Origin of the sequence: Streptomyces sp. NPDC001502, from assembly GCF_042894785.1 — a bacterium.
Taxonomy (GTDB): domain Bacteria; phylum Actinomycetota; class Actinomycetes; order Streptomycetales; family Streptomycetaceae; genus Streptomyces; species Streptomyces kutzneri.
In genome coordinates this window covers 47,545-61,808 of the sequence record NZ_JBIAVW010000016.1, presented here as the reverse complement: position 1 = coordinate 61,808, position 14,264 = coordinate 47,545, and the positions used below count along the sequence as shown (strand labels likewise).

General features: G+C 71.4%; 14 protein-coding genes. 5 read left to right on the top strand and 9 right to left on the bottom strand.

The features are described 5' to 3' along the window. Positions 1-17: 17 nt before the first annotated feature. From ACFY0D_RS26055 to ACFY0D_RS26025, 7 genes are all read right to left on the bottom strand, one after another. A complete protein-coding gene (locus ACFY0D_RS26055) occupies positions 18-1,400 on the bottom strand; it encodes a phosphotransferase (RefSeq protein WP_390800474.1) in 1,383 nt (460 codons plus the stop codon). Next, the gene (locus tag ACFY0D_RS26050) at positions 1,397-2,206 is read right to left on the bottom strand and encodes a class I SAM-dependent methyltransferase (RefSeq protein WP_390800473.1); all 810 of its coding nucleotides are present in this window, start codon (positions 2,204-2,206) and stop codon (positions 1,397-1,399) included. Before ACFY0D_RS26050 ends, ACFY0D_RS26055 begins: the two co-directional genes overlap by 4 nt. A gap of 32 nt (positions 2,207-2,238) precedes the next feature. Continuing rightward, positions 2,239-2,409: a hypothetical protein gene (locus tag ACFY0D_RS26045; protein ID WP_390800472.1), complete on the bottom strand. Its 171-nt coding sequence runs from the start codon at positions 2,407-2,409 to the stop codon at positions 2,239-2,241. A 79-nt stretch (positions 2,410-2,488) separates the two neighbouring features. Then, positions 2,489-3,874, bottom strand: coding sequence for an MFS transporter (locus tag ACFY0D_RS26040; protein ID WP_390800471.1), 1,386 nt, complete (start codon positions 3,872-3,874; stop codon positions 2,489-2,491). Next, entirely contained in the window at positions 3,858-4,868 is a 1,011-nt protein-coding gene (locus ACFY0D_RS26035; RefSeq protein WP_390800470.1) for a phosphotransferase enzyme family protein, read from the bottom strand. The genes ACFY0D_RS26040 and ACFY0D_RS26035 overlap by 17 nt, the downstream gene beginning before the upstream one ends. A 23-nt stretch (positions 4,869-4,891) precedes the next feature. Next, the gene (locus ACFY0D_RS26030; RefSeq protein WP_390800469.1) at positions 4,892-5,098 is read right to left on the bottom strand and encodes a hypothetical protein; all 207 of its coding nucleotides are present in this window, start codon (positions 5,096-5,098) and stop codon (positions 4,892-4,894) included. Between the two features lie 91 nt (positions 5,099-5,189). Beyond that, positions 5,190-7,199 (bottom strand): ATP-binding cassette domain-containing protein, encoded by a 2,010-nt coding sequence (locus ACFY0D_RS26025; RefSeq protein WP_390800468.1) that lies wholly within the window; start codon positions 7,197-7,199, stop codon positions 5,190-5,192. An 824-nt stretch (positions 7,200-8,023) separates the two neighbouring features. On the opposite strand from ACFY0D_RS26025, the gene ACFY0D_RS26020 reads away from it, so the two are divergent. Further along, on the top strand, positions 8,024-8,569 hold the full coding sequence (locus ACFY0D_RS26020) for a flavoprotein (RefSeq protein ID WP_390800467.1): 546 nt from the start codon (positions 8,024-8,026) through the stop codon (positions 8,567-8,569). Positions 8,570-8,616: 47 nt separating this feature from the next. On the opposite strand, the gene ACFY0D_RS26015 is transcribed toward ACFY0D_RS26020, so the two are convergent. Beyond that, positions 8,617-9,333 carry an ATP-binding protein gene (locus tag ACFY0D_RS26015; protein ID WP_390800466.1) on the bottom strand — a complete coding sequence of 239 codons (717 nt, stop codon included), beginning with the start codon at positions 9,331-9,333 and terminating at the stop codon, positions 8,617-8,619. Between the two features lie 535 nt (positions 9,334-9,868). Between ACFY0D_RS26015 and ACFY0D_RS26010 the strand changes: the two genes are divergently transcribed. Next, positions 9,869-10,924 (top strand): Tat pathway signal protein, encoded by a 1,056-nt coding sequence (locus tag ACFY0D_RS26010; RefSeq protein WP_390800465.1) that lies wholly within the window; start codon positions 9,869-9,871, stop codon positions 10,922-10,924. A gap of 84 nt (positions 10,925-11,008) precedes the next feature. Then, the gene (locus ACFY0D_RS26005; protein ID WP_390800592.1) at positions 11,009-11,488 is read left to right on the top strand and encodes an SAM-dependent methyltransferase; all 480 of its coding nucleotides are present in this window, start codon (positions 11,009-11,011) and stop codon (positions 11,486-11,488) included. 151 nt (positions 11,489-11,639) lie between these two features. Here ACFY0D_RS26005 and ACFY0D_RS26000 read toward each other — a convergent pair whose 3' ends face one another. After that, a complete protein-coding gene (locus tag ACFY0D_RS26000) occupies positions 11,640-11,774 on the bottom strand; it encodes a hypothetical protein (RefSeq protein ID WP_390800464.1) in 135 nt (44 codons plus the stop codon). A gap of 846 nt (positions 11,775-12,620) precedes the next feature. Between ACFY0D_RS26000 and ACFY0D_RS25995 the strand changes: the two genes are divergently transcribed. Together ACFY0D_RS25995 and ACFY0D_RS25990 are read left to right on the top strand one after the other, a co-directional pair. Beyond that, positions 12,621-13,178, top strand: coding sequence for a DUF3291 domain-containing protein (locus ACFY0D_RS25995; protein WP_390800463.1), 558 nt, complete (start codon positions 12,621-12,623; stop codon positions 13,176-13,178). Positions 13,179-13,489: 311 nt separating this feature from the next. Continuing rightward, on the top strand, positions 13,490-14,086 hold the full coding sequence (locus ACFY0D_RS25990; protein ID WP_390800462.1) for a hypothetical protein: 597 nt from the start codon (positions 13,490-13,492) through the stop codon (positions 14,084-14,086). Positions 14,087-14,264: the final 178 nt, after the last annotated feature.

The following is a 14,264-nucleotide window of genomic DNA, read 5'->3' as shown; positions in this document are numbered from 1 at the left end:
GCGAGTGGACCTACGGGCTATCGGTGCTCGGTGGCGTGGAGTCGCCGCAGGGTGCGGTGGCCCCGTTCGGTCACCTCGGGGTCGTCGTGGCTGGTGCCGTAGGCGATGCCGGAGACGGCGTCGAAGGCGGCCTCGCAGTCCAGGCGAAGCTCCTCGGCAGGGGTGAGCGGTCTGCCGTAGCCGTCGAGGAACGCGGCGCGCAGGTCCGGCCGGCCGGTCCAGGTGTCGCTCAGCCGCACCAGGTCCCCGGTCGCGGTGCCGTACTCGGTCCGTTCGAAGTCGAACAGCTGCGGTTCGCCGTCGTCGGTGAGCAGGACGTTGCGGTACTGCAGGTCTCCGTGGGTGGGCACGAGCATGGGCTGCGCGAGATCCGCGTAGGCGCGCGCCAGAGTGAGGACCAGGTCCTCGTCCCCGTCGGCCAGGTACGGACGAGCCCCCTCCAGATGGCGCTTGACCTTGTCGGCGGCCGTCGCGGATCCGGCGGGCCGCTCGGGCCCGCTGTCATGGAAGGCACGGGTGAGGCCGCCCAGACCGTGCTGGACGCGCGCCTCGGCGGCGGCGCCGAGGACCATGCCGTGCGGCGACCGTCCGGTCAGCGCGGTGACGACGACGGCCTGCAGCGCGGTGTCGGCCGCGACGAGACGGGGAGCCCGCGGCTCCAGCGCCGGCACCCACGACCGGTACGCGGCCACTTCCCGGTCATGGAACTTCGACCCGCGGTGCCGCTTCAGGAACCAGGTGCCACCACCAGCCCCGGTGAGCCGCCACACCCGGCTGCCGGTGCGTACCCAGGACACCTCCGTCGCGTGCGCGATCCTGCCGATGGCCTGCTCCGCGAACACCCGCAGCCGATACGGCAACTCCACCCCACCGGTCGCGGGCCCGGCCAGGAGACGGGTGCGGTCGGGACCGTCCGGGCCGTACTCGATGGCGTCGCCGGGCTGCTGGAAGTGCACCGCGGCGGGCAGGCCGGCGCGGTAGGCGTCCAGCCCGGCCCGGCAGTACGCCACCATCGGCCCGGGGAGGGCGTCCAGCGGGTACCAGTCCATGCCGTCGCAGCGGTCCGGCTCCATGAGCAGTGGCTGCCCGGACCAGCGGCGCACCTCGAAGAAGACGCCGAGGCGGGACCGGGAGCCGACGGGCGGGTGGTGGTGGACGGTGACGGCCGCGGTCACGTCCTCCGCCGCGATGAGGACCCCGGTCTCCTCGCGGGCCTCCCGGATCACCGCCTCGACCATGTCCTCGCACGGGTCGAGATGTCCGGACGGGAGATGCCACATCCCGGCCGCGTACACGGGACCGGCCCGGCGGGACAGCAGCACCTCCGGGCCGCTTTCACCGTCGCGCCGCAGGACGAGGTGGACGTCGACCGGCACCGTGTGCCGGGCCCCGCCGCTCACCGAGAGGTCCCGGGGCGCCGGGCGAGCAGCACGGTGAACACGCCGTCCTCGTGCAGGACTCCGTCCTGGGCGGCGTGGCGTCGGAGGAGGGCCTGGGCCTGCTCCTCGAATCCGGTGTGGTCGGCGAAGAGGTCGGGCCGGGCGAAGCTGGTGGACCGCAGGTAGCCCAGGACCCCGCGAGGGGTCCACGGCCGGGTGAAGGGGAAGCGGTGCTCGGTGATGTCGCCGAACACGGAATCGGCGAGGTCGTCCTCGTAGCGGCGGCCGGGCTCACGGTAGGCGCCGGTGGTGCCGGCGCGGCGGTCTTCTCCGAGGTGGGACCGGATCAGATTCCTGAGCGCGGCCGTCCACTCGGCCGGGTGGGTCCACAGGCTGCCGTCCCCCATGATCGCGACGGCGGCGTGCGGCGCGGCAAACCGGTCCGCCATGGCCAGCACCGCGGGACGGTCCATCCAGTGGAAGGCCCGGCAACAGGTGATCAGATCGGTCTGGTACCCGGGCTGGGCGGGGACGAACTGTTCGGCCGGGACGGCGTGCACCGTGGCGGTGCGCTCGCTCAGGTGCGGTCGGAGCTCGTCGAGTGCGGTGCGGAGCATGCCCGGGTCCTGGTCCACGAGGTCCAGGTGGGCCGTGGGAGGCAGGGCGGGAAGCATGGAGAGGGCGACCTGTCCGGTGCCGGCGCCGAGGTCCAGCAGCGTGGGCGCCTGCGTCCCTCGCCATGTGTGGGCCAGGAGCTGGACGACCTTGTCCGGCAGTCTGGGGCGGTAACGGGCGTAGTGGCGGTCCACCGAGTCGAACAGGGGCACGGGTATCCGATCTCCTGGCGCGGGCGTGGTGCTCAGCTGTGGGGGCGGTCGCGGGTGTCGGGGACCTGGGGCGGCCAGGGCACGGCGTTCCGGCAACTGCGGGTGTGGGGGTGGTCGGGCTGTCCGGAGACCGTGGACTGGATCTTGCCGCACAGGCAGCCGCCGGACCGGGGCGTGGTGACAGCGGTGGTGGGCGGGGTCATTGGCCCGTCTCCTTCGGTGACGGGCCGGGGATCCGGCTGCCTGCCGGCGGGTGGCGGTGTCCTGGGCCGTTGCGTGGTGTCACGAGGCACCTCCCCCCATGGAGCCCTCCGGGTGTCCATCAGCAGGCGCCGGCCCTGGGGCGGGCACGGCCGCGAAGGGGGCCGGCCTGGGGCGTCCGGCCGGACCGGTCGGGTCATGCGGCTCGGGCGGAGGATCGGGCATGTGCCGCAGAGCGCGCAACGGCGAGAACGCCAGGACTGCGAGCGGTACGACGAGCAGGCAGGTACCGACGACGAGTGCGGGCCGTACTCCGGCCCAGGTACCCAGGCCGCCGGCCAGCAGCGCCCCCAGCGGGCGGGCACCGGACGTCAGACAGGTGCTCACGGCCTGCATCCGAGCCTGCATGCGGTACTCGGTGACGATCTGCCGGATGGACCGCTGGGTGGTGCCCGCGGCTGCGGCACAGGCCAGCTGCAGGAACAGGGTCGCGCCGATCGTGATCTCCCAGCCGAGCCCCGGGGAGGCCAGCAGCAGCGGGAACTGGGTGAGCGGGGTGAGGGCAAGCGCGCCGAGCATCATCGGCCCGAGTCCGCATCGTCGTGCGAACGCGGGCGCGGCGAAGGCGCCGACGGCCGCCCCCGACGCGCCGACTCCCAGGACCACGCCGAAGACGGTCGCACTCATCTCCAGGACCCGCAGCAGGTACAGCGCCCACAACGTGTTGAGAACGGCCAAGGCCAGCGAGGTCGTGGCGTTGACCCAGGTCAGCACCCTCAGTCTGTGGTCAGCGTGCACGTACCGCAGGCCCTCGGCGATCTCCGTCCGTAGCCGGCGCTTCTCCGCCCGGGCCGGGCTGCTCTCGCGGGTCCGGATCCGGGCCGTGCACCAGGCGCTCACAAGGTAGGACGCGACGTCGCCGAGCAGGGCTCGGGCCGGGCCGAGCAACGCGGTCAGGGCGGCGCCGAGGCTGCTCCCGCCGGTCGCCGCGATCGCGAACAGGCTCCCGATCCGGCTGTTGCTCCGCTGGATCAAGGACCTCTCGACCAGCTTCGGCAGCAGGCTGATCGCCGCCGCGTCGTGCAGCACACCCGCGGCACCCTGGACCGCCGCAACGACCATGAGCTGTCTCAGAGTCAGCACGCCAAAGGCTGCTGCCAGCGGCACGGTCGCCAGGGCGGCGGCGCTGACCAGGTCGCCGATGATCATCTGGCGGCGCTTGGAGTGCCGGTCGGCAAGCGCACCGGCATGCAGCGCCAGCAGCGCGGGCGGCAGCTGTCCCAGGAACGCCAGCCAGGCGACCTGTCCGGCGGTGGCGTCCAGTTCGAGCACGGCCAGCACGGGGAGCGCCATCGAGGTGATGGAGCTGCCGGCCACGCCGGCGGTCTGGCCGGTCAGGTAGCGCCGGAAGTCGCGGTGGCGCCACAACGACGCGGGTACGGTGGCGGACTCAGGCGAGACGGTCACGGAGCACCTCCTCCGCCTCGGCCAGACGCTCGGTGAGCACCCTCACGGCGGCGTGCCGGGCTCGCCCGTACCTCTCAAGCTCGGGGGTGACCGCGGCCGGATGGTCCACGGGTTCGGACAGCGGGTAGACCGAGCAGGCCATGTAACCGGTCGCCACTCGGGGCACGGCGAGCAGATCCACCAACGGGAGCCCGGAGTTCGCCTCCCGGTAGGCCGCGACCGCCTCGGCCAGGCCTGCAGGCCAGCCCGGGCCGGCGAGCACCGTACGCGGATCGAGGACGATCCGGCCCAGCTCCCACGCAGCACTGCGGTGACGGGGCGGACGGAAGTCGATCAGGCCCGCCACCTCCTGCTCGCGCAGCAACACATTCGGGGAGGCCAGATCCCCGTGCACGATCTGAGCCGTCAGCATCGGCGGAAGCCCTCCGACCACGGTCGCCACGCGGGGCAAGGCGGCGAAGCGCTCCTCTGCGGCACGGCGCGCCCACGCGGCGAACTCCCCGTCGGCGGTGGTTCCTCTCCCGTACAGGGCGAGCAGCCTCTCCAGACGCCGACGGGCCCGCGCGACGTCGCAGACCTCGCTCGCCGGAACGGGCCGCGGGGACCCGGCCGGATGCCGGGCCAGAGCCCGGTGCAGCGCACCCACCGCCTCGCCGACCGCTGCCCACCTGCGGCCGTGCAGACCGGCCTCGGCAGTGTGCGCGCCATCGACGTACTCGCAGACGGACACGGCCGTACCTTCGGCAGTCACGATGAGCTCGCCGGCCGGTGACCGGCGCACTGCCGGTACCGGAACCCCGCTGCCGCGTGCGAACTCACCGAGCCGCAGCGCCTCCTGCTCACCCTGGAGGTCCGTGCCCGGCGGATAGACCTTGACGAACCAACGCCGGCTGTCGCGCTCCCGGGCCAGGTAGTTGCGCGTCGCGGTCCCCCGTGGGCCGTCGACGACCGAGGCGGGGACGATCCGGTAGCAGCGCGACAGGATGCCTGCCACGGCCACCACCTCGGACTCCGCGTTCACCGTGACACGCCCGACGGGACCAGACGCCCCTCGGGCTGCTCGGCGCCCGGGAACGGAGTGGGACACCGTGCGGTGGTGAGCACGGTCGCCAGGGTGCCTTCAGGGCAGGGCAGGCTGTCGGCGTCCCGCAGGCGCAGCAGGCGGCGGCCACGGAAGTCAGCCGGCAGCGCGGCGGTCTTGCGCGGGACGTCCGACACGGTCATCACAAGCTCCTTGACGTGGGGATGGAGAGGTCGTGCCGAGCGGCTGGGGGGCCGGGGGCCGGGGCGCGCCGCAGCGGCGTCAGGTCCGAGCTCACGACCGGTCCCGTGCCGGCAGCGCGTCGTGGTCGCCGCCGGGCTGGGCCGGGACGGAGGCGTCGAAGGCGGCGGCCTGGACGAGGTAGGCGTCGCGGAAGTCCCCGGTGCCGGTCGTCTCGTTCATCAGCGCGGTGAAGGTTCCCGACTCCGCTACCCGGCCGTCCTTGAGGACGTGGATCAGGTCTGCGTGGCGCACGGAGTGCAGGCGGTGGGTGATGAGCACGATGGTCTGCCCGGTGGTCGCGGCAAGTGCCCGGATCTGGTCGAAGACCCGCTGCTCGGCGACGGCGTCGAGCGCGCTGGTGGGCTCGTCGACGATCAGGATGTCCGCTTGCCGGTACTTGGCGCGGGCGATCCCGACGCGCTGCCACTGGCCGCCGGAGATCTGGTGCCCGCCGCGGTATCCGCGTGCCAGCAGCGTGCCGAGCCCGCGTGGCAGGCCGGCGAGGACCTCGTCGGCTCCGGAGAAGCCGGCCGCCTTCTCCACCGCAGGGTCGTCGATGGCCTGGCCGGGCTGGCCGATGCCGACGTTGACGCGGAAGGTGAAGGGCCAGTGGTAGAAGTCCTGCGACATCAGGGCGACGCGGCCGAAGATCTGATCGCGGTCCGCGGTGCACGCGTCGACGTCGTCCCACCAGATCCTCCCGCTGCCCTCGTCGGGCAGGTACAGGCCGGCCAGCAGCTTGACCAGCGTGGACTTGCCGGACCCGTTCGCGCCCACCAGCGCGATGATCTTTCCCGTGGGGAACGCCAGGCTGACGTCGTGCAGCGTCGGTTCCGGCTCGGCCGCGCCGCTGCCGGGGTAGGTGAAGGTGACCTTCTCGAACCGGACCTCCCGCAGCCGCTCGGGAAGCGGCCGCCCGCCCAAGGGGATGGCGCGCGTCGTTGCTTCCACGCACAGCCGCTCGAAGTCGGCGACGAACAGCGACTCCTGGTGCAACTCGGTGATCTGAACGACCAGCATGTCCAGGCTGGCGGCGCCGGTCCGGATGGCCAGGACGGCCGTGCCCGCGACGGCGAGTTCCATCGCCCCGCCCCACAGCAGCAGCCCCAGCACCCCGTAGGCGAGGAGAGTGGCGATTCCGCCGGCGCCGTCGGCGACGAGGCCGACGCGCGCGGCCCGGCGAGCGAGCCGGGTCTGCTCACGTTCGCCGGTCTCGGCCATGGTCCGGAAGTGGCCCAGCAGGAACGGGCCGACGCCGTGGACGCGGACCTCCGCCGCCGCCTCCTTCTGGGTCAGCAGCTGACCGAGAAGATGCCCGGCACGGGCGTGCTGGACGAAGGTGTGGAAGGAGAGGTACCGCTGCTTGGCGATCGTCAGCGAACTCCAGGCGCTGGGCAGGGTCATCAGCACCAGCAGCGGCAGCAGCACCGGGTGCAGGACGGTCAGCACACCGGCCGCGGCGATGAGCGACACCGCGGAGTTCAGGGTGTTGGTGCAGTAGCGGATCATGCGCCGGGCGGAGTCCGCCCCGTACCGGGCGGCGTCCAGGAGCCGGTGGAACTCGTCGTCCTCGATCGCGGCGAGCTCCACCCGATGCACCAGACCCAGGTACTGCTCGGTCGCCACGCGCTGCACCTTCGGCTCCAGCGCCCCGGTGGCCGCTGTCGATGCCGACCGCAGCAGGGACCCGAGTAACGCCGTGAGAGCCACGGCCACGAGTGCGGGCACCGCCTGTGTGAGGCGCTCGGAGGTACTGCCGGTCCCGAGGATGTGGGCGAGCACGCTGTTGACCGCGACCAGACCCACGGCCTGGGCGATGCCGCGGCCGCCCTCGGAGACCAGGACGATACGCAGGGCGCGGGCGTCGGCCAGGTTCGCGAGTCGTAGGCCGGTCCCTGCCAGGCGCGGCAGTTCCTTCGCCATCGTCCACAACCCGAGCTTCAGCCAGGCGCCCTCGTGCCGGTCCCAGCCGATGTCGTAGGCCAGCTCTCCGCCGAAGAGGAGCCGCTCGGACTCCGACACCCGCGCGGCGCCGGATCCGGCCGTCGAGTCCTTGCTCACGCAGCCCTCCCGGTATCCGGTCGTGAGTCGCGGCGAGCGAAGGAGCGGGCGTCAATACGGCGCCCGTCTGCCGGGCGCGGGTACGGGGCGGACTCGGGACGTTCGAATACGGCGGGGGTTTGGAGGTGATTCGGCAGGGGGTTCACAGGGTCCTCCGGTTGGGCGCATCGCTGGCACTGGTGCTCTAAGAACGGCTCCCGATCGGGTGCGTCACGGCCGAATCGGGGGCGAATGGTGAACGAATGTTCTCCTCTGGCCCGGTGGGCTTGGTATGCCTGTGGTGCTGGCGTTGAAACTCGCTCGAACAGGGTCTTGTCGCCCGGGCGGGGGATTGTGGGCGCCGGCCCAGGGCCGGGCCCTGGCGTCTGCGGGCGTACGGGACGCCGAGGATGCTCCGCAGGGTTGGGCCGGCCTCAGCGCGGTGTGCCTGCGGGGGAACGGACGAAACGGGTCAGTGTGCGGGTTCTGTTGCCGGCGGCGGCTCAAGAACGTGAAAGGCGGTCGCGGATGACGCCGTCGCCCGGCCGCAGCACCGCGTGACGTCGTGGGCGGTGAGGTCGGCGGAGGCCGGTCCGGCGCCACGCTCGACTTGGATGAGCCGGCTGTACGCGTACGGGACGTGTGCTGCCCGTTCGCGTTGCGTCCGCCTCGCCGGATTCCGCTGTTCCCTGATGCGCCTTCCGGTGTGGTCGTCAGCCAATCCCGGCATACCGGTCTCCGTTCCTGACTCGTCATCGGCAACGCTACTTGCGCTGATGCCGCGTGACATGGCTTCGCCCTGACTCACTTGGATCGGGGAGGAAGCCATGTGATCGGATGGAGTCATGCGCACTCGGACCCTGTACCTGTTCAGCAGCGCGGCCCCGCCGGTCTTTGACATCGCCCGGGTCGTCGAGGAGGCGCAGTCCACAGGCTGGGACGTTTGCCTCGGCCTCACCCCGACCGCCGCACGCTGGCTCGCCGAGTCCCTGGACGGCCTGGCCGCGCTCACCGGACACCCGGTGCGCTGGGACTACCGGATGCCGGGTCAGCCGGACGTCTGGCCGAAGCCGGACGCGATCGTGGTCGCCCCGGCCACGTTCAACACCGTGAATGCCTGGGCCCTCGGAATCACGGACAAGTGGCTCGTAGGCGTCGTTGCCGAAGGAATCGGCAAGGGGATCCCGATCGCCATGATGCCCTGCGTGAACAGCGCCTACGTGGTACACCCCCAGTGGGAGCGGTCGGTCGAGGCACTGCGGAGTGCCGGAGTCCGCGTGGTCTACGGCGAGGGCGGGTTCGTGCCGAACGAGCCCGGCCAGGGCAACCCGGCCGCCTATCCCTGGCACGCCGCCCTGGAGGCTGTTGCGGACGTCCTGCCCACGGCATAGCCGACGCCCGGGCCTCAGGGGCGATGTCCTGATCCGGAAGAGACGGCCTAGCGCCCGGCCTTGGCCGTGGCCTCCATCGCCAGGCGACTGGATGACGAGTGTCCCGTCGGGTTGTGCCGTCGCCATGCATGACCACGGTCCACGATGAGATCCACAGGGTCTCCTGCCGCCAGACGGACGACGGTGTGATCCGGGTCCGGGCCCGGCGGGAGCGCAGCAGCCTGTGCTGTCTGCGTTGCGACGATCTCGTCTTGCGCGGTCAGGTACCCGTCGAGATCCGCCGGCTCCGGTGAACGGGGAGCGGTCTGCCGCAACCGCATGTACGCGCTGACGATTTTGCCCTGGCCGCCGGCCCTGGGCGTGGCACCCCAGTAGTCGGCGAGCGCGGTCACGATGAGCAGGCCGCGGCCGGAGGTGTCGAGGGCCTGTGGCGGGCTGACGGTCGCCATCGGTTGGGCGGAGGAGGAATCGGCGACCTGCGCCACGAGGGCTTTACCGGCCACAAAAGTCAGGACCACGAGAAACTCGCCGGCATTCGGGCCCGGAGGAACGTGCTGGACGGCGTTGGTGGCCAGCTCGCTGCAGATCAGCACGGCATCGTGCGCGCGCTCGGGGCAGCCCCACTCGGACAACTGCGACCGGACGAAACGGCGCGACTTCGCGACGGACTCCGGCGCGTTCGGCAGGGTCAGACACACCGTCATGGCGTCCGGGGAGCCGAGGGCTTGGAGCATCTCGCCGCGTGCGGTGCGTCCGGGCTTCATCGCGTTCTCCTCCGCGTTCCGTGGGCGCTCCTCGCGGGCGGCAACTGCAGTCCGCCGGATCAGCCGATGGGTGAACAGGGCCCGCTCGGCGGACCATTGGGACTACGCTCAGCGAATCGTGTTTCACGCCGCACGGGTATCCCGGAAGCGGGACGGGATTGCGTAAAGCGCGTAAAGATCGTTTCGTGGACAGGGGTGCTTCGTGCCACGCGAACGCAACACCAAACTTGAAGGTGTACTACTGCGACTTGGCTGGTCACAGGCCGTCACCGCGCGCCACTTCGTGCGCGTGGCGGCGGAAGTCGGCGCCGACGATGTGAAGACGGTCACGGCCTCGCACATCAATCAATGGGTCCGCGGATCGAGGCCCTCCGAGACAGCGGCCCATATCTTGTGCGAGACGCTGTCGCGAGGACTGCACCGCGCGATCGGACACGCCGCCATCGGGCTCCCCGGCCCGGACGGCGACATCGGTGCGGCGCAGCCCCTGGACGGCCACACGATCGCGCAACTTGTGGAACTCGGGGGAATCGACTTGGACCCAGAACGCCGGCAGACCCTCAAAGGGGCCGCCTTCTCGCTCGCAGGCCTCGTCACACCGCCCGAGCAGTGGTGGGAAGGATCCCTCTCGGCGACGGTCACCCGACCCGCCACCACGGGCCGCCCGGTGGGAGCCGAGGATGTCGCCGGCGTCCGCGAGATGACCCAGCTGCTGTCGCAGCGTGAGCAACGCCGCGGCGGGGCGGACGGCCGCGCCGCGCTCGTGGCCTACCTCCGCACTGATGTCGCCGCCTACCTTGAGGGCCGCTTCTCTCACGCGGACGTACGCAGAGACATGTTCACCGCTGCCGGCGAGCTCGCCTACCTGGCCGGGTGGACCTCCTTCGACGCTTCCGAGCACGTCCTGGCCCAGAAGTGGTTCGACCTGGCCCTGCAGATCTCGGCCGAGGCCGACGACGCTCCGCTCGCAGGCCACATCCTGCGCGCAAAAGCCCACCAGACCCTCGACCTGGGCCACCCCGCCCAGGCACTGCAGCTCGCCGAGGCATCCCTCGCACACCGCCGCTACAGGCAAGCCTGCCACCGCGAGCGCGCCCTCCTCGGCGTCGTCCACGCCCGCGCCCTGGCCTGCGCCGGCCGCAGGCAGCAGGCCCTCACCGCGCTCCTGAGCGCCGAAGACGACCTGCGCAGAGCCGAGCCCGCAGACGGCGAACCCGCGAGGGTCTTCTTCTTCTCCGAAGCGTCCCTCGCTCACGAAACCGCTCGCACCCTTCAAGCTCTCGGCGACCTGCACGGAGCCGAGCGCCAGTTCGTCCGAAGCGTCCGCACCCGCCGGGCCCAGCCCTTCGCCCGCACCCACTCCGTCACCCTCGGACTTCTCGGCGCCGTGCAGATACAGCGCGGCGCGGTAGACGCGGCCTGCGCCACCTGGACCCAGGCCCTCGATGCCATGGAAGGGGTCCAGTCCGGCCGCGCAAGGGACACCGTCGTCCAGATGCGCCGCGCGCTCTCGCCCTACCGCGCCCGCGGTGGAGCCGCCCTGGCACTCCTGGACGACCGGGCCCGCGCAGTGATCAGCCGGGTACGCTGACCGTGGGATCACACCAGCAGGCCACGGGCTGCCGACGCGGCGGGACGGCCGGCGACCACCGGGGAGGAAGCTGTGCAGGACGACCTGATCCAGGTGAAGGTCATCGCCCGTGTCGTCGGAGGCCACACAGCTCCGGCTGACGGCCGCCAGGGAGGCGTGCAGTCAATCATCCGCCTCGACCCCGAGTATCCCGTCGAGACACTGCAAGGCCTGGAGGAGTTCTCCCACCTGCTGGTCGTCTGGCACTTCCACAAGGGCTCCGACGCCGATGTCCACCTGGGCGTGCGCAGCCCCCGCAACAACCCGGCCTGGGAGCCCACCGGCACCTACGTTCACCGCAACCATCGCCGCCCCAACCGGCTTGCGCAGTCCTTCCCGAGGATCCTCGCGATCAAGGGCCGCGACATCCACGTCGAAGACCTCGACGCGGTCGACGGCACTCCCATCGTCGACCTCGCGCCCTACTTCGAGCAGATGGGCCCCCGCGGCTCGGTCCGGACGCCGGCCTGGGTGTCAGACATGCTCGACGACTACTGGACCTCGGCCGACACGCAGGAAGCGTGACCCTTGCGCCGCCCGGCCGGCGGTCGGCCGATGAGGCCATGCGACCTTGTGACGGACGGTGCGGATCAGTGCACTCGCCGGTCCGTCCCTCGGGTTTCGCGAGCCAGCGCCGTCCGGGGCGTGGTGGCCGCCGATGGTGATCGGGCCGCGGTCAGCAGCGTGAGGCGCTGCAGCATGCGCCCAGACTGACGCCGACCTGGGGGAGCACGCTGGGGGTATCGAAGAGGGCGTGCATGGCCGGAATGTTGAGGTCCTCGCCGCCGGGCTGTTCGATCCCGGTGCTCATGACCTGGGCGTCCGCAGGTGTGATTGACGCGCATCGCCCTGGACTTGCCGGGGGCGAGGGTGGGGTGGCAGCGGCACCGGGCCCAGGAGCGGTGCCGCCAGGGCCCCGGCGTGTCCTGGGCCGGCCGGCCCGACGCACGGCCGACGCCGACATGAACGGCGCGATGCCCCGCCGGGCGGCCTCGCGGGCGCATTCCCGGGCACGGCCGGCGTGAGAGCGGCACTTCACTCTCGGCAGGCGGCAGGCGGCAGGCGGCAGCCGGCAGGCCGGCAGCCGGCAGGCCGGCGCCTCGACCTCGGCGGCCTGCAGCGGTGTGAACGAGGCGGGACGGCCACAGCGCCTGCGGTCTTTGAGCCCGGCCAGGCCCGCCCGGGCGAGCCGGCCACGTCGGCGGCGCACGGCGTGCAGCACCACCTGTGCACGCACCCGCACCCGCACCCGCAGCCGGTGCTCGGCCTTGTGACCGTAGGCCATCTTCTTCAAACGCACGCGTTCGGCGGCACTCGGGGCTACCGGACACGGGGTGCGGGCGGGCGCGGCGGACGAACCGATCCGCCGAAGTGGATCACCGGTAGCCCGCAGCCTGCCCCGCCCGTCACCGCCCCAGCCCCCGCAAGGACCGGTGCAAGAGGCCACTTGGACAGGGAAAACGCAACTTCGACATGGGCCGCAGAGGCAGCTACCTTCACCTGGTCTTCGGCGATCGCCCACGGTCGCACAGGAGTTCCTTCGGGCTGAGCCACCCGCGACGGGATGAGTTGGTCACGCCCCACGGACCCTCGCGCCCCTGCGCAAGCCACCGAACCGGAGCCACACCAGGCACCCACCCCGACCAGAGAGAGACGCATGCCCCATCTTGCGCTGTACACATTCGGCGTCCTGAAGTCACCTCTCGCCGATCCCGCACCTCTCACGAACGAGTTCTACGACATCGGCGAGGCCGTCTACCGGAAGATCAGCCAGCACCCCGGATACCTCGCCCGTGCCGAAGCGGCAGACGGCGACCGGGGCACACTCTTCGAGGCGGACTGGGGTGCATGGGGAGAGTTCGCCGTACCGACCTGGTACGGCAAGGGCCGTACAGCGGAAACCGCCGCCCTGGCCGCGACCCTCTCACTCTGGACCGACCTGCGCCCCGCCTTCGACGCCGTCTACACCGGTCTGCACCGCGAGGCGCTGAACAGGCGTTACGACTGGTTCGAGAGGACAGAACACCCGAATTACGTGTGCTGGTGGCTCTCCGACGGCGTGATACCCACCTGGCAGGACGGGGTATCCAGGCTGGAACAGCTCCACGACCACGGCTCCGCGCCGCACGCCTTCACCTTCCACCGCCCGTTCGCCCCGGAGGGAACTCCGGCCAGGATCAAAGGCATCGGGCCGAAGAGCGACCACGCTCGCTGACAAGGAAGCCTGAACGACTCGATGTACGGAGCCGAGCACCAAGCGGTTGATGGAGAGAGCGTCCACGATCTCCCGGACGGCTGGGCGGCCACGGACCTCTGCGGGAGACGGCCGGGCCGCGGCCAGGAGTTTGGTGCGGCGGGTCATTTCCACCTCTTCTTCACCACGGGCTCCGCAGCCCCCGGTCGCCCTGGGACGCTGATCGCGGTCAACGCGCTGCTGCTGGCCCACGCCCTGACACCCGGGCGTGGGCGGTTCCCTGCGGCTGGTCCGGCTACTGTCCGTCCGGGTGGCGAGCAACAGGGGGTCTTATGGCGACGTCAGCAGTGGGCGAGGCGCTTGGCCGGCTGTGTGCCGTGCAAGTGTCGGAACGGGATGACGGCGACTTCCCTGACGAGCTGTTCGACCGTGTGGACGACCTGATTGATGCCTACGGCGCCGACGACATCGCCGAAATTGTTGCTGCGGCAGTGGAAGCCGGCCAGGCGTCGACAGAACAGGCGATCGTGTTCCTGAACGTCGCGGCGTGGTCGGGAACGGACAACGGTGCCTCCATGAAGTCCACTCTGGACGAGTGGGTACGGAAGGCAGACGACGCCGTTCGTCTGGGCATCGCACTGCACCACGAGTGCTACCCCTTGCCCACACGTACGGAGATGATCGCGAGGCTTTCCGAGATCGCTCTGCGCTTCCCCACGTACCGGGCGATCTGCGAGCGTCACATCGCAGACCGTCCCGCGGACTGCCCCCGCAGAAGCAAGGGCGCGCCCTTGCCACCAGGTACGACAAGACCGCCACCAGCTACCTCGCCGGGCTCCACCCTGCTGCCATCCACATCTGGAGCGCGAGGTGATCCGAAAGAGACGGCCTCGTCGCCGAGCTCGGCTCGCGCACCGCGGAGCTGGTGAGCCATCACGCCGCTACCACCGCCGAGGCCGCCCGGAAGGCGCTCGACGCGCAGACTACGGCCACCGCTTCCTCTCGGCCGGCCGGCGACGACCGCTACGAGGTGCGCGCGCCCGGTCAACCTCCCGGTGTGCCCGATGGTTCGTGAGCCGCGGTACGAATCGCACCCCGGGTCGCCGC

Coding starts and splice junctions, on each gene's coding strand:
- ACFY0D_RS26000 (WP_390800464.1), bottom strand. CDS start 11,774: ATGAGCACCGGGATCGAACAGCCCGGCGGCGAGGACCTCAACATTCCG.
- ACFY0D_RS26045 (WP_390800472.1), bottom strand. CDS start 2,409: ATGACCCCGCCCACCACCGCTGTCACCACGCCCCGGTCCGGCGGCTGC.
- ACFY0D_RS26015 (WP_390800466.1), bottom strand. CDS start 9,333: ATGAAGCCCGGACGCACCGCACGCGGCGAGATGCTCCAAGCCCTCGGC.
- ACFY0D_RS26020 (WP_390800467.1), top strand. CDS start 8,024: ATGCGCACTCGGACCCTGTACCTGTTCAGCAGCGCGGCCCCGCCGGTC.
- ACFY0D_RS25990 (WP_390800462.1), top strand. CDS start 13,490: ATGGCGACGTCAGCAGTGGGCGAGGCGCTTGGCCGGCTGTGTGCCGTG.
- ACFY0D_RS25995 (WP_390800463.1), top strand. CDS start 12,621: ATGCCCCATCTTGCGCTGTACACATTCGGCGTCCTGAAGTCACCTCTC.
- ACFY0D_RS26030 (WP_390800469.1), bottom strand. CDS start 5,098: ATGACCGTGTCGGACGTCCCGCGCAAGACCGCCGCGCTGCCGGCTGAC.